Origin of the sequence: Marinobacter sp. UBA3607 (assembly GCF_002375525.1) — a bacterium.
In the GTDB taxonomy this organism is placed as follows: Bacteria; Pseudomonadota; Gammaproteobacteria; order Pseudomonadales; family Oleiphilaceae; genus Marinobacter; species Marinobacter vinifirmus.
The window spans coordinates 162,274-187,944 of the sequence record NZ_DFLY01000015.1 but is presented as its reverse complement, the minus strand read 5'-3'; the positions used below and the strand labels follow the sequence as shown (position 1 = coordinate 187,944).

Genomic DNA, 25,671 nt, shown 5'->3' with positions numbered 1-25,671 from the left:
GACCTATGAGAAATCCGGGCTAGCGTTGTGTACTGAAGAGCAGCAGCTGGCATATAGCCATTGGCGTGCATTCCAAAAGGCGGGCTATCCTGCCGTTCAGGTGGGACAGGTTTTCAAAGTTCGTCTCGGGCGAGATGCCCGCGACGGTGAAACGCTTGTCGTTCGCGAAGTCATAGCGGAATGTGAGGCTGAGAATATTGCCATCTCTGGGGTCGGTCGTGATTCCGAACAGCAATTGGTTTCGGATCGCCATTGGTTGGACCAGCTTAACGCTTCGAATGGCATTACCGTGGTCGCTAACAAGGTGCTGAACGGATCCGAAATATTTGACCTGGACATTCCTGGATCGCTGGTATTGATTAACTGTAAAGTCGTCGGTGATTTTCGATGGATACGCGCCCGTTTCGAGGGCAGTTTTTGGTGTCTCAACTGTCAGTTTGAAAATCACTTCAGTTTGAAGTCGGCTAATCTTGACGGCAGTGTGGTCATTTTTGGCTGTGACTTTTCTGGCCCTGGCGGAATTTCATTTCGTGGCATCAAGGCTTTATCTGTTTTGATTGAGTTTGGCACCCGGGGCGGCGATGACATGCTCTGGTTGAATGAAATGACACTTAGGGGGTGCCTGACACTGAATGGCAGCTTTGACGCACCGGTACAACTGCTATCGAAACAGGACGATGCCCCCGTTAACACTCAACCTCGACTGAACAATGTTTACATTGGGCGTCAGAGCTACCATGCCGAGCATTTAAGTCGGAACGAGTTTAGCGGCGGTATTTGTGTCGATGGGTACGATCTCGACGGTGATCTGGAGGTTCACCGCAGCACACTGGGCCAACTGCAGCTTGCAGACATCAAGGCGAATAGCATTACGGTACGAGATTGTGAACTGACAAAAGATCTGAGTATGAATCGAGTGTCGATTCAAGATGAGGCCAAGGGAATAGCGGTAGAAGATTCCATGATTGGCCGTAATCTCCGTATGACGGGCAAAAGTCTCCGGGGACGCTGCCGGCTGTCTGGCACTTCGGTGGATCAGTCTTGGATTCTGGAGCTGGAAAAACCGGAGGATGGAACCCCGGCTATTGAAATGTCACGATTTCACGCGGCACAGGCGTGGTTTGACCCGGTTTCGTTGATCTACGGCAGTGTGCCGATTCGTCGTCTCATGAGCCCTCCTCCGTTTGCTTTGTTGGCAAATTTTGACGCCAGATCATCAGATGTTGAGAATCGCCGTTTGCTTTCAGAAGCTTATACATGTTTCAAGAACTGGCTGGCGGACACTGGCCATTTAAGGGAGGAAGATCATGCATTCTTTCATATGCGTGACTACAAAGAATCCGGCAGACTGCGCAGGCTAATACTCGGCGGTTTTTTCGGCTGGGGGATTCGGCTCAGAAACGTTTTGTGTACGGCGCTGCTGGTAATTGGAATTTTTGCGTTTGCTTTTGCGCTTACAGGTTTTCCATCAAGCGAGGCGCTGATGCTGAGTCTGCAAAGCTTTATCAGCATACTTTTTGGAGAATGGAGCCTACCGGTTCCCCCCGCCATATCGTGGCTGTCGCTTATGGTCACCATGGAGTCCATGATCGGAGTGTTGCTCGTTACCGTACTAATTGGTGCGTATATCCGAAAACTGTTGAGATGATCATATGTGGTATCTATGCGGACTGGGTAGCAATGTTGAACCAAGGTTGAATCTGGCCAATGCGGTTGCCACGCTGTTGGAAGAAAATAACATGCTGTGGTTGTCGCCCGTTATACATACCCAGCCTAAGGGCATAGTGACGAAGCGTTCCTTTCTCAATGCTCTAGTTGTTTTCTACAGCCCACTGTCACTATGTCAGCTCAAAAACAGGACGAATGCGCTTGAAGAAGCCTTGGGTCGTGATCGTGCTGATCCGCTGAGAAGCTTGAAAGACCGCTGCATCGATGTGGACATTTTGGAGCAAAGTGGTGACGGCTGCTTCACCGGGGCGACCATCGAGGAGTCGTATTATCGTGAACTTTTTACTGGGCTTGAGCATGCCCGTTCAGCTCGAGTAACGATCCGTATTGTGGGGCATTCCTTGGGCCAAGCGCCGGCCACCATCCACCGGGATGCTCGCTCCGGTGATGTAGTCGTTATCCAAGAGGGACAGCACTTGCATGACCACGCTGTGAAAGCCCCCTTCTCGGCCTAAGAGCGTTTCTCCCAGAACTTGCTGTTTCTGGTCATCGGTATGGCTGGGAAGAAACCCGATCGGACCAGGCATAATGGCGTTGACACGAACATGAGGCGCAAGCAGGGCAGCGTAGCTAAGGGTTAAGTTAGCCAGCGCTGCTTTTGAAGCGCAGTAAGCGGCAAAAGCCGGGTTGGGTTTATCCGCAAAGATATCAGTAATGTTGACCACAAGCGTTGGTCTGTGATTTCTTCGACCAGTATTTTTGAGTGTTTCTGAGAACCCATGCATCAACTGCATTGGTGCCGTGCTGTTTACCTGAAAAAAATGGCGAGACTGTTCCGCCAGCTTTATATCATCATTTGTGATGTCGGGAGTAAAACTTGATGCGTTATTGATCAGAACGTCCAACCGATCACTACGTTTGAGAATCTCCCCAATGCATGTCCCTACCGATGGTTGATCTTCGAGATCGGTTTGAATTGCGGTTGCGCCCCGTCGAATCAGTGACTTGAGATCGTCGGTTTCCGTTCGATAAACTGCAAATACCTGAAAATCACGATCGAGCAGGGCCGAGGCGAGTTCATAGCCTAGCCTGCGTCCTGCACCGGTTATCACTGCGACGGGGGTCATGGGAGCTCGATTAGCTGTGTTGTGTGAGAAGATTCAGGAACTCGGTCCGGGTTGCCTGGGATTTGCGGAACTGCCCGAGCATCATGGAGGTTTTCATACGCGAGTTCTGTTTCTCTACGCCGCGCATCATCATGCACATGTGCTGGGCTTCGATCACCACCGCCACGCCCTTGGCACCGGTCACGCTTTCCACGGCTTCGGCAATCTGGCGGGTCAGGTTTTCCTGGATCTGCAGCCGGCGGGCATACATGTCGACAATGCGGGCGAACTTGGACAGGCCCAGCACCTTGCCCTGGGGCAGGTAGGCAATATGGCACTTGCCGATGAAGGGCAGGATGTGGTGCTCACACATGCTGTACAGTTCGATGTCCTGTACCACCACCATTTCGTCCATGGCAGATTCGAACACGGCGTTGTTCACCAGGTCCTGCAGGTCCTGCTGGTAGCCCCGGGTCAGGAACTGCATGGCCTTGGCGGCACGCATGGGTGTGTCTTTCAGGCCTTCGCGTTCGGGGTTCTCGCCCAGGCCGTCAAGGATGGAGTAATAATGACCGGCCAGGTCATCGAGGGGTAGAGTCATAATGGTTTCCGGTAGTCTGTGCCTAACAAGGGCCAAAGCTTAAGGGAATTCGGGCCGTATCTCCATGCTTTACGATACCTCAGCCGGAACAGACCAGTGCGGTGCCGGCCGGGCTATGGCCGTTGCTGGCGCTTTCATCTAAAGTGACAAGCTTGGAATGTGTCAGGGATCTGCCATGGAACAGCTTACGACCGGGGCTGGCGTTTCCGCCGCCGGTAAACAGGACATATCGACCCTGGATGGCTGGCAGCAGGCCGGCAAATGGTTCAGCTACGGCGGCCACGCCATATTCAGCCGCATGGCCGGCCAGGGCGAGCCGCTGGTGTTGCTGCACGGTTTTCCGACCGCCAGCTGGGACTGGAGCCGGGTGTGGCCGATGCTGGCCCGGCACTACAACCTGCTGACCGTGGATATGCTGGGTTTCGGGTTTTCCGACAAGCCCCGCAACTACCGCTACAGCATTGAAGACCAGGCAGACCTGGTTCAGGGCTGGATAGAAGGCCTGGGCCTGCCCGGCATTCACCTGCTGGCCCATGATTACGGTTCCACCGTGGCCCAGGAACTGTTGGCCCGGGACCAGGAAGGCGGCCTTGGCTTTACCGTCGACAGCCTGTGCCTGCTGAACGGCGGCATCTTCCCGGAAGTGCACAATCCCCTGTTAATCCAGCGCGTATTGGGCAGCCCTTTAGGCGGACTGATCAGCCGGGGCCTGACCCGCAGCATGTTCGAGCGCAACTTCTGCCGGCTGTTCGGCTCCCGCAATCCTCCGGGTCAGCAGGAGATGGACGAATTCTGGCACCTGCTGACCTACAACAACGGTCGCGGCATCCTGCATGAGCTGATTCATTTTATGGAGGAGCGGCGGTGCCACCGCAACCGCTGGGTGGGCGCACTGCAGAATGCCCGCCAGCCGATGCGGCTGATCTCGGGCACGGCGGATCCGGTGTCTGGTGCCGGTATGGTTCGGCGTTATCGGGAACTGATTACCGATGCAGATGTGGTCACCCTGAGAAATGTGGGCCATTACCCCCACTTCGAGCAGCCCTGGGATGTGTTTACGGCGTATCGGGCGTTCCGGAAGCAGCCGGCCCTGAGCTGACCGGTTGCAACGGTGTCGGTGACCGCTGCCATGGCTCTGGCTGCACCGGGGGCTGTCGGTTGGCTGGCGCCAGCACCACCTGGTTGCGGCCCCGGGCCTTGGCTTCATACAGCGCCTGGTCGGCGCGGTTGAGCCACACAGACCAGGTTTCACCCCGTTCGACTTCGGCAATGCTGGCGCTGGCGGTTACCCGGATGTCGTCCAGAAATGGCCGGGCGCTGATACTGGTCAGTAATTGCTGGGCCAGGGTATGGGCGTCTTTCTGTCGGGTTTCCGGCAGCACCACCATGAATTCTTCGCCGCCGATGCGGAACAGCTGGTCGTTCTGTCGCAACCGTTTGCGCACCCGGCCGGCCATCTCCTTCAGTACCCGGTCGCCGGCCAGGTGGCCCCACTGGTCGTTGATGTTCTTGAAATAGTCCAGGTCGATCAGCACCAGGCTGGATACCCGTTCATAGCGTTCCCGCATCTGGATCTGGCTGTTCAGCACATCGGCCAGTTGCGAGCGGTTCAGGCAGCCGGTGAGTGGATCGGTGGTGGCCAACCGGGTCAGTTCCTGCTGCAGACGCCCCACCAGCCAGGCAAAGATCATGGCAAACAGGCAGCTGAGCCCGAGTGAAAAGGTAATGCGCCAGAAGTCCGCCTCGGGGAACTGCAGGAACGACACCACCGCCATAACTGCGACAAAAATGACGTTGCAGACGATAGCTTCCTTGATGGGGAGCAGGAAGAACAGGGCGATGGCCGCCGGATAGGCCCAGTACAGGCCGGCGTGGCCGTTGATGGCCGTGGAGTAGGCCGCGCAGACGACAGCCAGCAGGGGGAACAGCCGGCCTTTCAGAAAGTAGGTGTTGCGAAACCGCAAAAACAGCAGGACCAGTGCGGCATTGGCGCAGAAGAAGACCAGTAGGGCCGACAGCAACAAATTGCCGTGCTGCCACTGCACCATCACCAGCGGGGCAACGGCAATAAAGGCCCAGAAATGCAGGTGGTACACCAGCTGCCGTCGAAAACCCAGTACCGCCAGGGTAGGGTTGGTGGTTGCCGTCCCCGGCGGGGCAGATTGATTCACCGCTTGCTCCTGCTGCAGTCCTGCTTCCTTGGAAGGTTTTCGATCGAGTCTAGCACGCAGATCCGGCGTGCCAAGGAAAAAGCCGGTTTTCTTGGCTGCTGCAGCCCGGGTTCGTTAAACTCCCCGCACTTCCAGAGGAACAACAGAATGACGGCAATACATATCAAACAGCCGGCGTTGACCATTCGCGTTGGACGGCGGGCACTGAACCGGTTGCAGCAAAAGCCGCTGGGGCCGGAAGACGTACACGTTATTCCCGGTGCTGCCGGTGGCCCGAAAGCCCTGGGCCTCAGCGGCCTGGATAAAGCGATCTTTGGCGACTGGCTGCCCCGGGTGGAACAGGAACGGGCGCTGATCGGCTCGTCGATCGGTAGCTGGCGCTTTGCGGCGGTGGCCTCCTCCGACGACCCCCGGGCCCAGCTGGCAAAGCTGGCGGAGCTTTACACCAGCCAGCGCTTTGCCAAGGGCGTCAGTGCGGCGGAAGTGACCCGCAAGAGCATCCTGTTCCTGGAGGAGTTGCTGGGTGGTCGTGAGGACTACCTGCTCAACCATCCCTGGTACCGCCTGAATGTAGTGGTGGTGCGCAGCCGGGGCTTTCTGGAGCACGACACCCGGGGCCGGCTAGGCCTGGGGCTGATGAGTGCCATCAGTGCCAATATGGTAAGCCGCCGGCACCTGGGCCGTTATATGGAACGGGGCATTCTGCACGATGGCCGGGTACGGGCACCGGTGTCGAAACTGGTGGATTTTCCCAGCCACGAAGTGCCCCTGACCCGGGAAAACCTGCTGCCGGCGTTGCTGGCCTCCGCGTCTATTCCGCTGGTGATGTCCGGTGTCCGCAATATTCCGGGTGCGCCGGAGGGGGTGTATCGGGATGGCGGGCTGCTGGATTACCACCTGGACCTGCCCTACGAGCAGCCCGGGGTGATTCTCTACCCGCACTTTACCGACAAGGTGGTGCCCGGCTGGTTCGACAAGACCCTGCCCTGGCGCCGGGGTGACGCGACCCGGCTGCAGGATGTGCTGCTGGTGTCACCGTCCCGGGAATACCTGGACAGCCTGCCGAACCGCAAGCTGCCGGACCGCAAGGATTTCGAGAAATACCTGGGCGATGACGAAGGTCGTGAACGGGACTGGCGCAAGGCCATCGCCGAGAGCGACCGGCTGGGTGACGAGTTCCTTGAACTGCTGGAAACCGGCCGCCTGATGGACCGGCTCCAGCCGCTTTGACCGGCGGGTGGCTCAGTGGCTGTTCTTGCGGGCCGCTCCGTAAACCAGCAGGAAGCTCAGGAAGGCGGTAACCACCACCGACGGGCCGGCGGGGGAGTCCAGGTACCAGGACATACTTAACCCGCCGGCAACCGCAATGAAGCCAAACACCACGGCCAGCGCCATCATATGCTCGGGGTTTCTCGCCAGCCGCCGGGCGGTTGCCGCCGGGATAACCAGCAGGGCGGTAATCAGCAGCACCCCGACAATCTTCATGGCGACCGCAATCACCAGCGAGAACATCAGCATCAGTGCCAGCCGCAGGCGCTCCACCGGAACACCTTCCACCCGCGCCAGTTCTTCGTGGATGGTACTCATCAGCAACCCGCGCCAGAGCACGGCCAGCAGGGTCAGTACCACCGCCGCGCCGCCGTAGATCCACAGCAGGTCCTGGCGGCTCATGGCCAGCAGATCACCAAACAGCAGGCCGGTGAGGTCTACCCGTACTTCCGGCATAAAGCTGAGGGTAACCAGGCCGATGGCCAGGGCCGAGTGCGCCAGGATGCCCAGCAGGGTGTCGGTAGACAGGGCCCGGGTACGGGACAACAGCACCAGCGCCAGGGCGATCACTACGCAGGTGATGATCACCGCCAGGTTGAGCGGTACGCTGATCAGAAAGCTCAGGGCAATGCCCAGCAGGGCGGAGTGGGCCAGGGTGTCGCCGAAATAGGCCAGCCGGCGCCAGACCACAAAACAGCCCAACGGCCCGGCCACCAGTGCCACCCCCAGGCCGCCGATCAGGGCTCGCCAGAAGAAATCGCCCAGCACCGCATCAATGATGCTCATGGTTACAGGCTCCCTGATGGCCGGTGCCGGCAACAACGTCGCCGTGCAGGTTATGTTGCTGGTTATGGTGGTGGTGATACACCGCCAGCGATTCCGCTACCTGGTGGCCGAAGGTTTCGATAAAGGCCGGGTCGTGGGAAATATCCGCCGGATAGCCGCTGCAGCAGACGTGCTGGTTCAGGCAGATCACCTTGTCGGTGGCAGCCATCACCAGGTGCAAATCGTGGGAGATCATGATGACACCGCAGTGCAGTTCGTCCCGCAGCTCCCGGATCAGTTCGTACAGTGCGGCCTGGCCGTTGATGTCCACGCCCTGGGCGGGTTCGTCCAGTACCAGCAGGTCCGGTTTGCGCACCAGCGCCCGGGCCAGCAGTAAGCGCTGTTTTTCGCCACCAGACAGGTGATGCACAGAGGCCTCCAGCAAATGGCTTACCCCGGTCCGGGCCAGCGCCACCTCGCACTCTGCCAGCGGCTTGCCGCTGAGCAGCATGAAACGGCGCACGCTCAGGGGCAGGGTGGCTTCCAGGGTCAGGTGCTGGGGCACATAGCCGATGACCAGCCCCGGGGCCCGTGATACCTTGCCGCTGGTGGCCCGCTGCAGGCCGAGGACGGTTTTAATCAGGGTGGTTTTGCCGGCTCCGTTGGGGCCGATGATGGTGATGATGTCGCCCCGGTGCACGGTCAGGCTGACCCGGTTGACCACCAGCCGGTCATCAAACTGAACGGTAACGCCCTCCAGGTTCGCCAGCGCCTCAGTCATGGGCTTCTGCTCCCTGGCAACGGGGGCACAGGCCGGAAATTTCCAGGGTGATGTCGTCGGGCCGGAAACCTTCGGCCCGGGCTGCGGCTTCAATCGATTCGCTGACCGTCGGCGCATCCAGTTCCAGCACATTGCCGCACTGGCGGCAGATCAGGAAGGTGCCACGATGGTGTTCGCCGGCATGGGGGCAGCCGATAAAGGCGTTCAGGGAGGCAATCCTGTGTACCAGCCCGTACTGCTGCAGGAAATCCAGGGCCCGGTACACGGTCGGTGGCGCGGCGTTGTGGCCCTCTTCGCCCAGTCGGGCCAGGATATCGTAGGCGCCCAGCGGTTTGTGGGACTGCCAGATCAGTTCCAGCACCCGCTCACGGATGGCCGTCAGGCGGGCATTCTGTTGCCGGCAAATGGTGCGGGCGTCGGCCAGGGCGTGGCTGACGCAGGCATCATGGTTGTGGGGGCGGTAGGGGAGCGCGCGTTCGGGCATGGTCCGTGTCCTGCAAAGTTTGCAACATTATAACATTTGCAGGATTGGCTGCCATGGCCCGGGATGGAATCAGTTCCCGGCCTGCACCGCCAGGGATTCCAGGTATTCCAGGTTGGGAATCCAGGCCGCTTCGCCTTCTACGTCTACCAGCATCAGGTCGGCAGGGCCGGTCTCTCCGTCCAGCTTGCGCAGCTGGCTTTCATCCAGGCGGGCCTGGCTCGGAATGCCCTGGGTCACCAGGGCCATGAACGGCGCTTTGTTGTGGTCCGGGCCAATGGTATTGAGCACAATGATACGGCCCCGGTTATCGCCCGGAACCGTGAGCGATCCGCCATTGGCGGCATCGTAGGAGATGACCGGCAAGGTCAGTCCGCGCCAGTCCAGAAAACCCACCAGCCAGTCCGGGGTGCTGGCGCCGGCGTCTGTGCTGTTGAAATCCACTACCTCGGCGATGGACACGTTGGGCAGAAGCAGGTGCCGGTCACAGACAGGGATCATGACGCAGGGAAGCGTTTGGCTGTTTTCGTTCATTGTGTGTCCTCAGGCAGAATCCCGTTTTTGCCGGCCCTTGAGCAGGCAATGGTTCTCAATGGTTTTGATCAGTTCGCCGGCGAGCTGGTCCGGTGTGCCGCAGAAGCTGGTGCAGCCGGTGGCAGCGACAGACTCGGGCATCGAACTGTTGCCACAGCTGGCACTGTCCTGGACCCAGATCCGGCTGCCCCGTTTCTTCAGCAGCGGTGCGGCGATGGCGCCGTCGTTGCCCATCCCGGAGAACAGAATCGCGTGGCAGTGCTCGCGGAAGTGGTCGGCCACGTTCAGCAGCACCTGGTCGATAGACGGGCCATAGGGGCCGGGCCAGGGCTTGCCGGTGGCGGTCAGGCTGCCGTCGTCTGCGAACGACCACTCCTGTTCTACCGGCATCAGTACCACATCGCCGTTGCGAACCTTGTAGCCTTCCTCCGCCCGCTTCAGCTGGTAGTGGGCATGGCGGCCCAGTACCCGGGTCAGCACGCCGGTAAAGTTGTCATCAATATGCTGGGCGTAGACAAAGCCAACCGGCAGGCCGGCCGGCAGGTGGTCCAGAAAGGTTTTCACCGCAGCGGGACCGCCCAGCGAAGCGCCCAGAACCCAGATTTCCTCGGCTACCGAACCCGGAGCTGCCGGGGTTATCCACTGGGGCAGTTGTGGTGCCTCGGGTGATGGCCGGGCGTGGACTTCCAGCTCTTCGATGTCGTTGGCGGAGTCCAGTTTCTCCAGGTGCCCCAGCTGCTTTTCCAGCTTGTTGAGCAGCCGCCTTTCCCAGCGCACATAGTCCTTGGTGCCGGGCTTTGGAGCCTGGTCCATCCCGAACAGAACCGGGGCATCGGTGTGCTCCAGCAGGTGTTCGAACAGCGCTGGGTGGTCGGCTTCGTCTTCCAGGGTTACCAGCCACAGGGCGGCATCGGGAAACCCCGGATAATCCATCAGACGGTCGGGGCCGCCGGAAAAGCTGACCTCAAGGCCGAACTTGCCGGCAGCCACCTGCAACCGGTGCCGCTGCAACACCACATCGGACACAATGCCGATGCCGGGCCGGCCGTCATGGCCGGTCATTACCCGTTCCCGGTCAGTCGTTTGATGGTTTCAAGCAGCTCGGCTTCCTGGAACGGCTTGCCCAGATATTCGTTGACGCCGATGGCCAGTGCCCGTTCCCGGTGTTTCTCGCCGGTCCGGGAGGTAATCATACAGATGGGCGTCTCTTTCAGGTTTTCGTCGTGGCGCACAAAGCTGGCCACTTCGAAACCGTCCATCCGGGGCATTTCGATATCCAGCAGGATAATGTCCGGACGATGGTCCTGCAGCTGGGCCACCGCATCCAGGCCGTCCTTCGCGAGGATAACCTCCATGCCGTTGCGTTCCAGCAGTCGGGAAGTAACCTTCCGTACGGTAACCGAGTCGTCCACCACCATAACCGTGGTGGTCTGGTCTTCGTAGCGGCCGGCTTCGCGGGCCTTGTCCAGGTTAGCCAGGCGCTGGCGATCAGACAGGATGTCAGAACGGAGCATGGCCGGCAGGTCAAGAATCACCACCACGTTACCGTCACCCAGAATGGTGGCACCGGAAACGCCACGAACCGAGCTGAACTGCGGGCCGAGAGACTTAACCACGATTTCCCGGCTGCCCATCAGGTGGTCAACCTGCAGGGCCAGTGGCTGCTCGGCACCCCGCACCAGGATCACCGGCAGCGGCAGGGCCTGGCCTTGCAGCTTGGGCTGGTGGTCACTGTTCAGCAGGCTGCCCAGGTACTGCAGGCGATATTCCTGGCCGGCGTATTCGTACAGCGGTGCATCCGGCTTGTAGTACTCTTCCAGCTCGTAGGTGCTGACCCGTACGATACCTTCGATGGTGTTAAGCGGGATGGCGTAGAAGTCTTCCCCGGTCGCGACCATCAGGGCCCGGTTAACCGATACGGTAAATGGCAGTCGCACCGTGAAGGTGGTGCCACGCCCCAGGGCCGAATCGATATCCAGGCTGCCGCCGAGCTGTTTGATTTCGCTGGATACCACGTCCATACCCACACCCCGGCCGGAAATCTGGGTCACCTGCTGGGCGGTAGAGAAGCCGGGCTGCAGGATGAACTGCAGGACTTCCCGTTCGGTAAGGTCTTCGTCGGCCCGCAGCAGGCCCTGGCGAATGGCCTTGTCACGGATCACTTCGGCGGGAATGCCTTTGCCGTCGTCGATCATACGCAGTACCACGTCGCCGCCTTCACGGGTCAGCGAGAGCACCACTTCACCGGTTTCCGGCTTGCCGGCACGGGCCCGGTCTTCGGGGCTTTCAATGCCGTGGTCGAGGGCGTTCCGCAGCATGTGTTCCAGCGGCGCAATCATGCGCTCAAGGATGTTGCGGTCCATTTCACCCTCGGCGTTGCGCACGTCGAAGTTGACCTTCTTGCCCAGTTCGTTGCTGATCTGGCGCACAATCCGGCGCAGTCTCGGCACCATGGAGGCAAACGGAATCATCCGGGTCTTCATCAGACCTTCCTGGAGTTCCGTGTTGATCCGGGACTGCTGAACCAGCAGGGTTTCGGTATCCCGTACCCGGTCAGACAGGGTTTCACGCAGGTCTGCAAGGTCAGAAGACGACTCGCTCAGTGCCCGTGACAACTGCTGGATCGAGGAGTAGCGGTCCATTTCCAGCGGGTCGAAGTCGTCGCCGTAATCCGGGCCGTGTTCCTGCTCGGCACGGAACAGGATCTGGGCTTCGGTTTCGATATCCATCCGGCGCAGCTGTTCGCGCAGACGCTCGATGGTTGCGGCCATTTCCTCAAGGGTGTGACCGAAGTCGCTGGTCTGCTGTTCCAGGCGGCCACGGGTAATACTGGTTTCACCGGCCAGGTTAACCAGCTCGTCCAGCAACGGTGCCGATACCCGGATGGTTTCCTGGGCAGCACGCTGGGCTTCCGCTGCTTTATTGCGGGCCTTGGCCGGAGCCTGGGCCGGCTTGGCGGGCGCTGTCGATTTCGGGGCTTCGGGCACCGAGGTTTCCTGCTCGGCGGCCTGCGGTTCGGGCTGCTCGTGTTCGGGTGCGTCTTCCGCGGGCTGCTCCGGCTGGACCACCGGGCTACCGTCGGCAAAGCGCCGGCGAACGTCGGAGACCAGCTCGATGATGGCGTCGTGGTCCCGGGTGATCTCCTGCCACTGGCTGTCGCCCGGTGCATTGCCGCCCAGGTCGATCAACCGGGTCTCCAAGGCATGGGCCTTGTCGCCCAGTACGCTCAGCTGGGACAGGCGGGCGCCACCTTTGAGGGTATGCAGGGCCCGCTGGGCTTCCTGGTTGTACTGGTGGTTGCTCGGGTCTTTGCGCCAGTCATCGAGCACCTGCTCGAGCTGGTCCATGATCTCGCCGGCTTCTTCCAGGAAGATTTCCAGCACTTCCGGGTCAACCGCATCGGCTTCGTCAGCGGCCGGTTCTGCCGTGGCTGTGGCTTGTTCGCCCTGTTCGGCCTGAACACTGCGGAAGGCTTCGATCAGATCGCTGGCGGCGGCCGGTTTATGGCCGTCTTCCAGGCTGTCGAGCATGCCCTTGAGGCTGGCGGCACCCTGATCGCTGAGCGCCAGCAACGCCTGTTGGTTGTTGCCGCCGGAGAGCAGGGGTTCAAGGCTGTCAGACCAGGCTTCGGCAAGGTCGGCCACCGGGTCGATATCGGACAACCGGGCACCACCCTTGAGGGTGTGCAGCTCCTGCTGCAGGCGGGTCAGAACGGTCAGTTCGTCCGGATCTTCGCGCCACTGGTCCAGGCACTCGGTAATGGCTTCGTGGATTTCCAGGCCTTCATCCAGGAAGATGCCGGCCAGGTCGTCACCGCCCATGGCTTCGAAGGCTTCGGTGAGGTCTTCGTCAGCCTCAAGCCCGGTGTCTGGCATCCAGCCGGTGTCATCCGCTGTGTCTTCGGTAAGGTCTTGTGCCGGTTCCTGCCCTTCGCTGGCCGGTGCCGGTGTTTCACCGCGGAGAATCGCTTCTACCTGCTGAACCAGGTCGTTGGCCGGCGGGCAGGGCTTCTGGGTGGCAACCTGTTCCACCATTTGTGCCAGGCGGTCATGGCAGGCAAACAGCAGGTCGGTCATGTCGTTGCTGGCGGCCAGCTGGCCCTCGGCCACTTTCTCGAACAGGTCTTCCAGAACGTGGGTCAGGTCGCCAATGGCGTCGACGCCGGCCATCCGTGCGCCACCCTTCAGGGTGTGTACATCGCGCTGCAGTTCTGCGGCCACGGCCTGGTTCGACGGATCTTCGCTCCAGGTGTGCAGGGCACTGCCGGTGGAGTTGATCAGGTCGTAGGCTTCTTCCAGGAAGATGCCGGTCAGTTCCGGGTCAAGGTCCGACAGGCCAGCCAGGGCATCCTCATCGGCGCTGTCTGTGGCTTCCTCTTCGCTGTCCGCATCGAACTCGGCTTCGGCCCGGGCCAGAATGTCGTCATCAAAGTCGGTTGCCGGTTCGGTGCTGGCTCCGCCATCCCGGGCGCCGTCGATCCAGGCGTGGATATCGGAAATCAGGTCCGGGGCTGCTTCGGGCTGGTTGCCGGCTTCCAGGGTGTCGACCATGTTGGCCAACCGGTCATGGCACCGGAACAGCAGGTCAGACAACGAATCGCTGACGGCAAAGCGTTGCTCGGTCAGGCCTTCGAACAGGGTTTCCAGTTCGTGGGACAGGTCGCCGACGGGCGCAATGCCGGCCAGGCGGGCGCCGCCCTTGAGGGTGTGAAGGTCGCGCTGCAACAGGTGCAGGGTATCCAGGTTGCCGGTGTCTTCGCTCCAGGTCTGCAGCGAGGTTGCGGTGCTGTCGACCAGGTCCCGCGCTTCTTCCAGGAAGATGGCGGCCAGCTCGTCGTCCAGTTCGCTGTCTTCGTCGGTGGAAGCTTCAGTTTCGAACGCAGGTTCTTCGCTCAGCCAGCCTTCGCCAGGCGACTCGGGTTCCGGTTGCTCGTCGGGCTGGCCGAGTTCGTCGAATTCCAGGCTCAGGTCGATTTCGTCGAGATCGCCGGAGAACTGCTGCTCGAATTCCTGCTCCAGCTCGCTCTCGTCTGCCCGGTTCGCGAGGGCGTAGAGTTCGTCGATCAGGTCGTCATTGCTCTCGGTGGCCAGGCCGGCGGCGACCTGGTCCATCAGGTTGATCAGTTGCTCATGGCCGGCGCGCAGGGTGCCGAAGAAGGTATCATCCGGCTCCAGCTGCTTTTCGGATACTGTGCTGTAGGCCTGGTTCAGCGCAGCGGCCAGTTCGGTAACATCCACCAGGCCGGCTTCTGCGGCGCCGGCAGCCAGTTGTTCCAGCTCTTTCTGCAGGATCTCCACAGACTGCCGCTGGTCCGGGTGGCGGGACCATTCATCCAGGATGCTCTCGGCATCCAGCACAATGTCCAGGCCCTCGTTCAGGAACAGCTGTACCAGCTGGGACGGTGCCCGGGTGTCCGGTTGCAGTTCATCGGCCGGATCGGAGGACTGCAGGGTACGCTGGTACACCTGCTCCAGGCGGGCCAGGTAGTCTTCGGTACCTTCGAGGTCTGCCTGCGGGTTATCCCGGAGCTGGGCCAGGCCGCGGGTCAGGAACTCCTTGGCATCGGCAATCAGTTCCAGTACATCACGGTCTGCCCGCTTGTTCTGGGCACGGGATTCCTTAACAAAGCGTTCCAGCGGGGTGATGACGGCGGCGATGGGGGCAATGCCAGCCGTGTTCGCGCTGCCTTTGAGGGTGTGCAGGGCCCGGGACAGATCGTCGGTGTAGCTGACGGTGGCCTTGTCGCCGGCGGTTGCCAGGTAGTCGTTGATGGTCTGCAGGTGGGTTTCGGTTTCGTTCTCGAAAATTTCCAGCAGGATCGGATCAACGGCGTCTTCATCGTCGTCGTAGTCAGCGGCTTCAGCGTCGCTGTCGGTTTCCTGGACGCCAACGGTTTCAGGTTCAGTCAGTGATTCGGAGTCGGCTGCCGGCATGGTGCTGGCGTCCGGGATCTCTCCGTTGGCCAGGGCATTGGCGCGGGCTTCAAGGGCCGAGGTATCCAACGCTGCCGGGCGGCGGTTCTCGAAGTCGGAAACCAGGCCGGGCACGGCATCGGTGACATCCTGCAGCAGGCTGGCCACGTCTTCGGTCATGAAGATGCTGCCATCAATGACCCGGTTCAGCATGTTTTCCACAGACCAGGCCAGTTCGCCGATCACACTGGCGCCAACCATGCGGCCGCTGCCTTTGAGGGTGTGGAAGGCCCTGCGTACTTCGGTCAGGGCACTGCGATCGTCGTGCTGGCGCAGCAGCATCGGCAGGTATTCGCGAATGGTATCCAGAACTTCGCCGGCTTCTTCAACGAAGATCTCGAGGATTTCGTCGTCGATCAGGTCGTCGGCATCCGCCTCTGTTTCGCCGGTGCTCTCCGGCTGGGCCAGTTCCGGTTCTGCTTCGGGTTCCAGAACTGCGGCCGGGGCCGGGGCCTCAGTGACGGTCTCGGTCGCTTCCGTTTCTGCGGTGCCGGTTTCGGTACGGCGGGTGGTGGCCAGGGCTTCGGCCCGGCTGATCAGGCCATCAACATCGCCGGTGTAATCACCCCGGCGGAATTCCTGGATCAGGGACGGAATGCGTGCGTTGACCTCGTCGATCAGGGCGAAGGTGTCGTCATTGAGCTTGAGGGTCTGGTCGATCACCCGGTTCAGCATGTTTTCCACAGACCAGGCCAGCTCGCCAATGGAGGTGGCTCCCACCATGCGGCCACTGCCCTTGAGGGTGTGGAACGCCCGGCGCACTTCGGTCAGGGCATCGCGGTCGTCGTAATTCTGGCGCAGACGGGGGTAATGCTCGTGGATGGTCTGCAGCACTTCCTCGGCTTCTTCGACGAAGATGCCAAGGATTTCGTCGTCGACCAGGTCCTGGTCGGAGGTCTTGGCTTCCTGGACTGGCTCTTCGACGGCCGCCCCGGTCTCCAGTACCGGCAGTTCGTCCGGCTGGAGTTCCTCTCCGGCGTGCTGCCAGGTGGGTTCCTGGCCGACCGGGAAGCCCAGGCTGGCCAGGCTGTCTTCGGCAACGCGCAGGATAGCGTCGTTCTCGGTGATGCCGTCGGCCAGGCGCTCCAGGTAGTATTCAATGCTGGTTACCGCATCGGCCAGGGTGTCGAGCTGTTTCCAGTCCGGCACCTGTTTGCCGTTGAGCAGAACGTCGGTTACGTAGCGTTCGGCGGAGGCCAGCATGTCGGCGACACGCTCCAGCGGCACCAGCGACAGGCCGCCGCGGATGCTGTGCAGCAACTCAGGAACGTGTTCCACTTCCCGGGTATCCCACTGGGAAGCGATAAAGTTCACAATCGAGGATTTGACCTGTTCCAGGGTGTTGCGGGATTCCCGGATCAGCGCTTCGTTAGCCTCGCCCAGTTCCTGGGAGCCAAGGTGGAATTCGTTGTCGCCGGTGGCTGCCGGTTCGTGGCGATCGCTGTCCAGTCCGGCCAGGCTGGCCTCGACGTAGAGCAGCGCACCGGCGATATCCATCAGGGTGCCGTCGTCAACGGTGTCGCTCTGGGTGCTGAGCTTTTCCACCAGTTCGATCTGGTCAGTAACCACTTTGCGCGGAATGCCCAGGCCGATCACTGCCAGGGTGTTGGCTACCTGGCGCATACCCGGCAGCAGTTCTTCCAGCTCGTCGTTCTGGCGCAGTTCGGCCCGGACAAACAGGTCCAGCTGGTCTTTCAGGCGAGCCAGTTCTTCGTTCAGCGCACTCACCACCGAATGGATGGCGTCCCGGCCCGGGCCGGAAACCCGGGTGCGGGCGGCGTCGACATCGCTGTCCGACGGCAGGGCATCATCCAGCTGGTAGGCCTGGCGCAGGGCGCTGACCTGAGGCATGTCCAGGTCCCGGGCGCGGGCGACGTAGTACAGCAGGTGCTTGAACAGGGCTTCGGGTACCGGCTGTTGCAGGATGCTGCTGTGTTCGTCGGTGAGCCTGCGGATTTCCGCGTCCAGCTCCCGCAACAGGGATTTGACCGCAGTGTTGACCGGGTTGGCGCCGCCCTGGAGTGTTTCGATAAAGCCGCTGGCAGCTTTGTAGAGCTCACCCCTCGGGGTTTTCTGGCACAGGCGGATCAGGCGCTGGAGCACCTTCTGCATGTAGTTTAAGTGGGCAGACAGACTTTCCTCGCGCACTACGCCGGCCAGGGCAAACTGGTACATCTGGCGCAGTTTGCGCAGGTGGCCGAGAACCTTGGGATCCTGCAGGCGTTCTGAAACAGCGGCGCTGACCTGCAGCTGCGAGGGGGTCAGGTCAGGCTTGAACAGTGAGGTATCAGACAGCAGGGAATCGCCCCGGGCAGCCCGGAGGTCGTTCAGCAGGGGCAGCAGCACCATCGGGAAATCGTCCTGGCTGCTGTCCAGGTGTTCCAGGTATTGCGGCAGCTGCAGGATGGCCTGCATCAGTACTTCAACGGCATCGTCAACGCTGGTGACGGATTCGTTCAGAATGGCCTGGGTCAGTTTCTCCATCTCTTCGGTGAGCAGGGCTGCACCGTAGAGTTCCACCATTTGCAGGGTACCGTGTACCTGGTGGAGGTAGTTCAGGCAGAAGCGCAGGCGTGCGGTGTCGTCGCGATTCTCGACGTACGCTTCCAGTGCATGCTGGCCTTGAGTCAGCGTGTCCTGTATTTCGCCCCGAACCCAGTCGAGGGCGATACTGTCATGGTGATTGCCCATAACCACTCCGGTTATTCTTCGTCGGGCTGGCGCTTGATCCACGCCAGTACATGTTCCGAGGGAACCCTCTGCAGGCCCGGTGGCTGCCAATCGGTCAGTTCACCCTGGCCAAGCACCACTAAGCCCCCCGGTGCCAGACGCTCTGCTAGCCTTTTCACAATGTCCCGCCGACGCCAGCGGCGGAAATAAATCAGCAGGTTCTGGCAGAAGATAATGTTCATGCCGTGCATGGGTGCCTTGCCCAGATCCATTACGTTGAGCCTGGTAAAACACACCCGTTCACGGATGCTGTTCACGATTTCTACGGTGTTCCTTTCGGCAGGGCGGAAGTACCTGGCTTTCAGGTCTTCATCCATACCCAGCAACTTGCGGGCGCTGTACTGGCCCAGCCTGGCCTTCTCGATGGCCGGCTGGCTGATGTCCGAACCGGTTACCCCGAACAGGGGCTGCAGAGCCAGCTGGTTCATGCATTCGTTCAGAATCATCGCCAGGGTGTAGGGCTCTTCGCCGGTGGAGCAGCCAACACTCCAGGCTTCCAGCGCACGCTTTCTCAGTTGCTCCCGGGGCCGGGTCAGTACGTAATCGGCCACCAGCCGGAAGGCATCGGCATCCCGGAAAAACCGGGTTTCCTGCACGGTCAGGCGGTCCACCAGTGTGGCCCATTCCCTGATGGCATCCGGGCCGGATACGATTTTCTCGTAGTAGGCCTGGTAGCTGCTGCAGCCGATTTCCCGCATCCGGATTCCCAGGTTGGTTTCCAGGAAGGAGCGGCGGTCGGCCGTCAGGGTCATGCCGGTACGGTGTTCCAGCAGGGTCTGCCACTGGTTGAACTGCGCCTGGTCCATATCCGGAAGCCGGCGCAGTGCCCAGATCCCTTCGGCGGCTGACAGCTGGTTATGCATCTGAGCCATAAACCGTTATCTGCCCCGGGCCGGTGATCAGCTGACCACCGGGATATCGTTGTCCTGCTCTTGTTCCTGGTCGGCCTGGTCTTCATCCGGCAGGGTGAAGCCGGCAACGGAGGACCGCAGCTCGGACGCCATTTCAGCCAGGTTACCGATAGACTTCGCCGTGGCGTTGGTACCGGAGGAGGTCTGCGAGGTGATTTCCTGGATAACGTTCATCGTGTTGGAAATGTGCGCCGCAGAGGACGATTGCTGGCGTGCCGCGTTGGAGATGTTCTGGATCAGCTCCGCCAGGGACATGGATACGTTCTCGATTTCCTCGAGGGCGATACCCGCGTCCTGGGCCAGACGGGCACCACGGACCACCTCGGCGGTGGTGTGTTCCATGGAGATAACCGCTTCGTTGGTGTCAGACTGGATCGTCTTAACCAGCGCTTCAATCTGCTTGGTTGCTGCAGAGGAACGTTCCGCAAGGCGCTGAACTTCGTCCGCAACCACCGCGAAGCCCCGGCCCGCGTCACCGGCCATGGAGGCCTGGATCGCCGCGTTCAGGGACAGGATGTTGGTCTGGTCGGCGATGTCGTTGATCAGGGATACGATGTCACCGATTTCCTGGGAGGATTCACCCAGACGCTTGATCCGCTTGGAGGTCTCCTGGATCTGCTCCCGGATGTTGTCCATACCGCGGATGGTGTTCTGTACCACTTCCGCGCCTTTCTTGGCGATCGCAACCGACCGCTCCGCAACCGCTGAGGATTCCGCGGCGTTGGAAGATACCTGGTCGATGGACACCGCCATCTCGTTAACCGCGGCAGAGGCGCCGGCAATTTCCTGGGCCTGGTGCTCGGAAGCATCCGCCAGGTGCATGGCTGTGGCCTGGGTTTCCTGGGCCGCACCGGCTACCCGTACGGCAGTACCCCGGATGGCCTGCACCAGTCCGCGCATCTGGTCGATCGCGTAGTTGATGGAGTCGGCGATAGCACCAGTGAAGTCCTCGGTTACCGTGGCCTCGGTGGTCAGGTCACCATCGGCCAGGTCGGCCAGTTCGTCCAGCAGTCGCAGGATCGCGTTCTGGTTCTGCTCGTTCTGTTCCTGGGTGGTGGCCAGTCGGGACTGGGCATCGCGGTACAGGGCCAGGCCGATGAACACTACAATCGCTACCATGGCCGCCAGGATGAAGAAGGCCAGGGTGGGGCTGACCAGGCGGGAGCCGGACTGGGAGCCAAAGCCGTCAGCCAGTACCGACAGCTCGGCCAGCAGGATTTCGGAGTTCTGGAAGATGTCGCTGGCAGCGGTACGAACCTTGAAGAGGTCGGGAGAGGCTTCAAGAATCGCGTCAACGTTCTGGGAAACGAATTCGAACAGCTCGTCAACCGCTTCCAGGCCGTAGATGGCGTCTTCATCGGCTACCCGGCTGATACCCATGGCCGGGTTACCGTTGAGCTGGCCTTCGAGTACCCGGCCGAACAGGCTGGCGTCGCGGCCGAAACGGTCGGCGGCGATAACCGCGTCTTCGTCACCGGACAGTACGTTGTTAACGGAGCGGACAATACGCTCGGCCAGCAGGGACTGGCGCTGGGCCAGGGAGATCTGCTCGGCGGGTGCGCCGTTATCCAGCAGGATCTGAACGATATCGTCGTATTCCACCTGCAGCTGCGGGATGGTTTCGTTCAGGGTGCGGGCTACTTCGTGCAGGCCCAGTACCGCTTCCCGGGTAGACAGGATGCTGTCAGCGTTTTCGCGAACACTGTTCCAGTGCTGCTGTACACCGCTCTGTTGTGCCAGTTCACTGGCCGGAAGGCCGGTTTCCGGATTGCCTTCGGTAACACTGGTCCAGAGTTGCTGGAACTCGTCCCGGGAGCGACGCAACTGGTCGAACGCTTCGGCGGTACCACCGGCAGCCTCGGTCGCGTTCTTCGCAATCTCCTGGGACAGCACCCGCATTTCTGCAGTGTTGGCAATGTATTGCTGATCGTTCTGGCCGTCCTTGTTGATGATGAACAGCACCACAACGAGCAGGACGGTAAGTGCAATCAGCGCTGCGATCAGGCCGGCAACGAGTTTGTTGCCGCCCTGTCCGGTACTGAGTCTTCCGGCTCTGTTTTTCATTTTCTGGCTCCCGGCCTCTTTCTTCTGGAAATGGCAATTTTGGTGTAGCGGGCTTCAGATGGACAGGGTGATGTGCCTGCCAGTGCCATCACCCTTACCACTGTGCAACATCAAGAAAGCGTTCGTCTTCCACCAGGGTGGCGGCAGAGAATACTTTCCAGATTTCGTCGTTACGTTCGTAGCCGCCGTTCACAAACGGCTGAACGTTTTCGGGCACACCGCTGGTGCTGGCCCTGAAACTGTCTTTTGCGAAATACTGCATACCCAGCACGGTGTCGACCACCAGGCCACTGAACACATCGCCCTGTTCAACCACCAGCACCCGCCGTTCACGGGCATTCCGTGAAGAGCGGGGGATGTCGAAGAAGTTGGCAAGGTCAACCAGCGGCAGTAACCGGCCCCGGACGTTGGCGGCACCCAGCAGGAACGGGCGGACCCCCGGAATGTGGGTAAACCGGGGCACGTGCAGTATTTCTGTGACTTCCCCCATCGGGGCAACGTAGTGCTCGCCGGCCAGGATGAAGCCGATACCGTTCCACAGTTCAACGGCTTCTTCCTGCTCCGGCAGGCCGGCCGCCATGGAACGGCTGCGCCGGGCGATATCCGTCAGAACAGCAAAAGGGGCGGCCTGGGCGGACATGCGAACTCCAAAGTCAGGGATCAGGCAATCAGGCTGTTGATTGTCTTGATCAGGTCGTCTTCGTTAACTGGCTTGACCAGGTAACCCTTGGCACCCTGGCGGGTTCCCCACACCCGGTCAGTTTCCTGATCCTTGGTGGTTACGATCACAACCGGAATAGATGCGGTTTCCGGTGCGCGGGTCAGCTGGCGTGTGGCCTGGAAGCCGTTCAGGCCGGGCATGACCACGTCCATCAGCACCAGGTCCGGAGTTTCCGCGCGGGCCTTTGCTACGCCGTCGGCGCCGTTGTCGGCGGTCAGCACTTCGTGCTTGTGCTTTTCCAGGATGGTGGAGATTTTCTTAACTTCGGTTGGCGAATCGTCAACAATCAGAATGCGGGCCATGGTTTCCTCGATGGTTCTGGGGGTTCAGCAGGTTTTACTGTTCCGCCTGCGGCATGTAGTGGCGGATGGTGTTGAGCAGCTCATCCTTGCTGAAGGGTTTGGTCAGATACTGGTCGGAGCCTACGATGCGGCCTTTAGCCTTGTCGAACAGGCCGTCCTTGCTCGAAAGCATGATTACCGGCGTCTTCTTGAAAGAGGAATTGTTCTTGATCAGTGCGCAGGTCTGGTAGCCGTCCAGGCGGGGCATCATGATGTCAACAAAGATGATGTCCGGCTGGGAATCGGCAATCTTGGCCAGAGCGTCAAAGCCGTCAGTGGCAGTGATGACCTCACAACCGACTTTTTTCAGAAGGGTTTCTGCGGTGCGACGAATGGTTTTGCTGTCGTCGATCACCATGATCTTCAAGTTCTCGAAGTTGTCATCCATTGTCCAACTGCCTTGCGCTCTAGCGACTGTCGTTATTTTCGAACGAGGTTTTTAACACAAACATTAAGGTTGATCTATAAACCCCGCACATTTATAGAATATCGATGGCCGGATAAAAAGCATTAGTTTGTGACCAAATGTACTTCTGCCCGCTGCGTCACGGATTGATGTGGCGATTTATCCGGATGCATTTATGGCTCGGGTACAATACCATCTAGGGTTTCAGCATAGCACCTTGCACCGGTTTGCTCTGTATACCGGTTCGTGTTTTTGACGGAGCAACTTCCCGCTCCCCAACCGACTTTCCAGGAGACTCTATGACAATCCGGCTCGGGATCGTGATGGATCCGATCGAGGATATCCATTTCAAGAAAGACAGCTCACTGGCCATGTTGCTGGCGGCCCAGAAACGGGGCTGGGAAATCGAGTACATGGAATTGCCGGATATGTACCTGGCCGGTGGCCAGGCCCGTGCCCATACCCGCAAGCTGACGGTGCATAACGATCCGGAAAACTGGTTCAGCTACGGTGCCGCTGAAGACACGGCACTGGGCGACCTGGATGTGATCCTGATGCGCAAGGATCCCCCGGTCGACAGGGAGTTCCTGATGGCCACCTATATACTGGAAGCGGCGGAACAGCAGGGTGCCCTGGTGGTCAATCCGGCCGCCACGTTGCGGGATTGCAACGAGAAGCTGTTTGCCACCCAGTTCGAAGACCTGACACCGCCGCTGATCGTGACCCGCTCCTCCCAGCGTTTCCGGGATTTCTATGCCGAGCACGGCGACATCATCATGAAGCCGGTAGACGGCATGGGTGGTCGCTCGATCTTCCGCGTTAAAGAAAACGACGCCAACCTGGGTGTGATCATCGAAACCCTGACCAACTATGGCGCGCACCAGGCCATGGCCCAGAAATTCATTCCGGAAATCACCGACGGTGACAAGCGCATCCTGCTGATTGACGGTGAGCCGGTGCCCTACGCCCTTGCGCGCATTCCTTCTCAAGGCGAGAATCGCGGCAACCTGGCCGCCGGCGGCCGGGGTGAGGGCCGTGAACTGACCGCCAGGGATCGTGAAATCTGTGCCCGGGTGGCACCGGTCATCAAGGCCAAGGGCCTGATGTTTGTGGGCCTGGATGTGATTGGCGACTACCTCACCGAAATCAACGTAACCAGCCCCACCTGCATCCGGGAACTGGACGCTGCCTTCGGCATCGATATTGCCGGTATGTTGCTGGACGCCGTGGAGCGCCGGTTGTCACAGGGCTGAACAGCACCGGTAATGCGGGCACAGAATCAGGATAGGTAATGGCAGTTCAGGTAAGCGATTTCGACCGGTTTTCCTTCACCCTGTTCATGGCGCTGGCGGTTCACGCCATCGTCGTGCTGGGCATTACCTTCGCCCCGGAACCGCCCCGCAGCTCTGCCCAGACCATGGAAATCACCCTGTCGCAGTTTGACGACGAGGAAGCGCCGGAGAAGGCCGATTTCCTGGCCCAGACCAGCCAGAAGGGCAGTGGTACTGAAGAGCAGGCCATGGAAATGACCTCGCCGCAGCCGGCGGAGGTCAGCCAGCCGGAGGTGGCCGAAATCCAGCCGGAGCCGGCAACCACGGCAGAGCCCAATCCGCAGGAAGAGCGGGCCGTGGTGCAGACCGAAAGCAAGGCCCGCCAGCAGGTCCGGCAGCCGGAAACCCGGGAAAAACCGGAGCCGCTGCCCCGGGCCGAGCGCAAAAGCCTGATGGAGCGCAGCCTGGAAATTGCCAGCCTGGAAGCCCGCTTCGACGCCCAGCAGCAGGCCTATGCCCGGCGCCCCAGGGTCATGCGGGTAACTGCGGCGTCCACGCTCAAGTCGGATAACGCCTGGTACGTGCAGAACTGGGTCAGCAAGGTGACCCGGGTCGGCAACATGAATTATCCCAACGAAGCGCGCCGTTCCGGCCTTTATGGTGACCTGCGGATGCTGGTTTCTCTGCGCAAAGATGGCACAATCAAGCAAGTGGCGATTCTCCAGTCGTCCGGCAGCACGGTACTCGATGATGCCGCCATCCGGATTGTGCGCATGGCAGCGCCGTTTGCGCCCTTCCCGGAAGACATGCGCGAGCAGGTCGACGAACTGGAAATCATACGAACCTGGTCGTTCCAGAGGCGGGGGCTGACATCCGGATGACAACCGGCACGGAAACCAAGGCAAGTTTGCGGCACCATTTCCTGGTGGCATCGCCGTGGCTGGCCGACCCCAATTTTCACGGGGGCGTGATCTACCTGTGCGAGCATTCCTCCGAGGGTGCGCTCGGGTTGATGATCAACCAGCCCTTGGGCATTCACCTGGGTGAAATCCTTGAACAGCTCGATATGCACGGTGGCGAGCTGGACCTGCCGGTATTTACCGGTGGCCCGGTGCAGCCGGAGCGAGGCTTTGTACTGCACTCTCCCGGGCAGCACTGGCAGAACACCGCCACGGTGACGGACGACGTACTGCTGACCACCTCCCGGGACATCCTGGAAGGCATCGGCCGCAACGAAGGGCCGGAAGAGTTTCTGGTAGCGCTGGGTTATTCCGGCTGGGGTGAAGGCCAGCTGGAGGAAGAGCTGGGCAGCAATGCCTGGCTGACCTGCCCGGCCAGCACCGACATCCTGTTCCGCACCCCGGTGGAAAAACGTTACGAGGCGGTGTTGAAACTGATCGGCATAGACCTGAACCAGCTCAGCGATTCGGTGGGCCATGCCTGACACCGGTAACCGCAGAATCCTGGCGTTCGACTTCGGCACCCGCCGCATTGGTGTGGCAAGCGGCCAGGAGCTGCTTGGCACCGGCCAGCCGCTGGCCATGATCCCGGCTCGTGACGGCATTCCGGACTGGCAGCAGGTCGAGAAACTGCTGGCGGAATGGCAGCCGGATATCGTGGTGGTGGGCCTGCCTTTGAATATGGACGACACCGAGAACGACATGTGTGCCCGGGCCCGCAAGTTCGGCAAGCGCCTGCACGGCCGCTACCATGTGCCGGTAGAGATGGTCGATGAGCGGCTGACCAGTTTCGAAGCCAAGGGCGATGTGATGGCCGCCGGCGGTAGCCGGGATTTCGGCCGCCACGGCGTGGACGACCGGGCCGCCGTACTGATTCTGGAAACCTGGTGCCGGGAGCAGACCGGCAAACCTGACTGACG

The 25,671-nt window shown here is 60.6% G+C and carries 21 protein-coding genes and 1 pseudogene; 8 read left to right on the top strand and 14 right to left on the bottom strand.

All coding sequences use genetic code 11. The features are described 5' to 3' along the window. The coding region (locus tag B2589_RS06060) for a hypothetical protein (protein ID WP_286815947.1) at positions 1-1,648 on the top strand (1,648 nt) is incomplete at its 5' end. A 4-nt stretch (positions 1,649-1,652) separates the two neighbouring features. Continuing rightward, positions 1,653-1,937: pseudogene (locus B2589_RS14355) on the top strand (2-amino-4-hydroxy-6-hydroxymethyldihydropteridine diphosphokinase); the annotation flags it as partial. A 96-nt stretch (positions 1,938-2,033) separates the two neighbouring features. Here B2589_RS14355 and B2589_RS06055 read toward each other — a convergent pair. Then, positions 2,034-2,795, bottom strand: a complete 762-nt coding sequence (locus B2589_RS06055; RefSeq protein ID WP_199456143.1) for an SDR family NAD(P)-dependent oxidoreductase — start codon at positions 2,793-2,795, stop codon at positions 2,034-2,036. Between the two features lie 10 nt (positions 2,796-2,805). After that, positions 2,806-3,375, bottom strand: coding sequence for a GTP cyclohydrolase I FolE (gene folE, locus B2589_RS06050; protein ID WP_199456144.1), 570 nt, complete (start codon positions 3,373-3,375; stop codon positions 2,806-2,808). Positions 3,376-3,550: 175 nt separating this feature from the next. Here folE and B2589_RS06045 point away from each other — a divergent pair, with 175 nt between their 5' ends. Then, positions 3,551-4,474, top strand: a complete 924-nt coding sequence (locus B2589_RS06045) for an alpha/beta fold hydrolase (protein WP_273133951.1) — start codon at positions 3,551-3,553, stop codon at positions 4,472-4,474. Here the strand turns inward: B2589_RS06045 and B2589_RS06040 are convergent. Then, positions 4,431-5,546 carry a GGDEF domain-containing protein gene (locus B2589_RS06040; protein ID WP_286815946.1) on the bottom strand — a complete coding sequence of 372 codons (1,116 nt, stop codon included), beginning with the start codon at positions 5,544-5,546 and terminating at the stop codon, positions 4,431-4,433. The genes B2589_RS06045 and B2589_RS06040 overlap by 44 nt on opposite strands. Positions 5,547-5,693: 147 nt before the next feature. Here B2589_RS06040 and B2589_RS06035 point away from each other — a divergent pair, with 147 nt between their 5' ends. Further along, positions 5,694-6,776, top strand: coding sequence for a patatin-like phospholipase family protein (locus B2589_RS06035; RefSeq protein ID WP_058342099.1), 1,083 nt, complete (start codon positions 5,694-5,696; stop codon positions 6,774-6,776). A 12-nt stretch (positions 6,777-6,788) separates the two neighbouring features. Here the strand turns inward: B2589_RS06035 and B2589_RS06030 are convergent, their stop codons facing one another. From B2589_RS06030 to pilG, 11 genes are all read right to left on the bottom strand, one after another. Further along, the gene (locus tag B2589_RS06030; RefSeq protein WP_286815945.1) at positions 6,789-7,601 is read right to left on the bottom strand and encodes an iron chelate uptake ABC transporter family permease subunit; all 813 of its coding nucleotides are present in this window, start codon (positions 7,599-7,601) and stop codon (positions 6,789-6,791) included. Next, the gene (gene znuC / locus B2589_RS06025) at positions 7,588-8,361 is read right to left on the bottom strand and encodes a zinc ABC transporter ATP-binding protein ZnuC (protein WP_286815944.1); all 774 of its coding nucleotides are present in this window, start codon (positions 8,359-8,361) and stop codon (positions 7,588-7,590) included. Before znuC ends, B2589_RS06030 begins: the two co-directional genes overlap by 14 nt. Then, the gene (locus B2589_RS06020; protein ID WP_094624834.1) at positions 8,354-8,845 is read right to left on the bottom strand and encodes a Fur family transcriptional regulator; all 492 of its coding nucleotides are present in this window, start codon (positions 8,843-8,845) and stop codon (positions 8,354-8,356) included. Before B2589_RS06020 ends, znuC begins: the two co-directional genes overlap by 8 nt. 69 nt (positions 8,846-8,914) lie before the next feature. After that, the gene (locus tag B2589_RS06015) at positions 8,915-9,376 is read right to left on the bottom strand and encodes a chemotaxis protein CheW (RefSeq protein ID WP_286815943.1); all 462 of its coding nucleotides are present in this window, start codon (positions 9,374-9,376) and stop codon (positions 8,915-8,917) included. 9 nt (positions 9,377-9,385) lie between these two features. Next, on the bottom strand, positions 9,386-10,438 hold the full coding sequence (locus B2589_RS06010; protein WP_232901827.1) for a chemotaxis protein CheB: 1,053 nt from the start codon (positions 10,436-10,438) through the stop codon (positions 9,386-9,388). After that, positions 10,438-18,039 (bottom strand): Hpt domain-containing protein, encoded by a 7,602-nt coding sequence (locus tag B2589_RS06005; RefSeq protein ID WP_286815942.1) that lies wholly within the window; start codon positions 18,037-18,039, stop codon positions 10,438-10,440. The genes B2589_RS06010 and B2589_RS06005 overlap by 1 nt, the downstream gene beginning before the upstream one ends. An 11-nt stretch (positions 18,040-18,050) precedes the next feature. Next, positions 18,051-18,950 carry a CheR family methyltransferase gene (locus B2589_RS06000; protein ID WP_286815941.1) on the bottom strand — a complete coding sequence of 300 codons (900 nt, stop codon included), beginning with the start codon at positions 18,948-18,950 and terminating at the stop codon, positions 18,051-18,053. 27 nt (positions 18,951-18,977) lie between these two features. After that, the gene (locus tag B2589_RS05995) at positions 18,978-21,053 is read right to left on the bottom strand and encodes a methyl-accepting chemotaxis protein (protein WP_058342094.1); all 2,076 of its coding nucleotides are present in this window, start codon (positions 21,051-21,053) and stop codon (positions 18,978-18,980) included. Positions 21,054-21,147: 94 nt separating this feature from the next. After that, the gene (locus B2589_RS05990) at positions 21,148-21,693 is read right to left on the bottom strand and encodes a chemotaxis protein CheW (protein WP_058342093.1); all 546 of its coding nucleotides are present in this window, start codon (positions 21,691-21,693) and stop codon (positions 21,148-21,150) included. Positions 21,694-21,713: 20 nt separating this feature from the next. After that, a complete protein-coding gene (pilH, locus tag B2589_RS05985; RefSeq protein ID WP_011787171.1) occupies positions 21,714-22,076 on the bottom strand; it encodes a twitching motility response regulator PilH in 363 nt (120 codons plus the stop codon). A gap of 34 nt (positions 22,077-22,110) precedes the next feature. Next, on the bottom strand, positions 22,111-22,503 hold the full coding sequence (pilG, locus tag B2589_RS05980; protein ID WP_022990362.1) for a twitching motility response regulator PilG: 393 nt from the start codon (positions 22,501-22,503) through the stop codon (positions 22,111-22,113). A gap of 317 nt (positions 22,504-22,820) precedes the next feature. On the opposite strand from pilG, the gene gshB reads away from it, so the two are divergent. From gshB to ruvX, 4 genes are read left to right on the top strand one after another with little or no spacing between them, the layout of a single operon-like run. Further along, a complete protein-coding gene (gene gshB, locus B2589_RS05975; RefSeq protein ID WP_199456155.1) occupies positions 22,821-23,774 on the top strand; it encodes a glutathione synthase in 954 nt (317 codons plus the stop codon). Between the two features lie 38 nt (positions 23,775-23,812). Then, on the top strand, positions 23,813-24,673 hold the full coding sequence (locus tag B2589_RS05970) for an energy transducer TonB (RefSeq protein ID WP_286815940.1): 861 nt from the start codon (positions 23,813-23,815) through the stop codon (positions 24,671-24,673). After that, a complete protein-coding gene (locus B2589_RS05965; protein WP_022990365.1) occupies positions 24,670-25,236 on the top strand; it encodes a YqgE/AlgH family protein in 567 nt (188 codons plus the stop codon). Before B2589_RS05970 ends, B2589_RS05965 begins: the two co-directional genes overlap by 4 nt. Then, positions 25,229-25,669: a Holliday junction resolvase RuvX gene (gene ruvX / locus B2589_RS05960; protein ID WP_058342090.1), complete on the top strand. Its 441-nt coding sequence runs from the start codon at positions 25,229-25,231 to the stop codon at positions 25,667-25,669. Before B2589_RS05965 ends, ruvX begins: the two co-directional genes overlap by 8 nt. Positions 25,670-25,671: the final 2 nt, after the last annotated feature.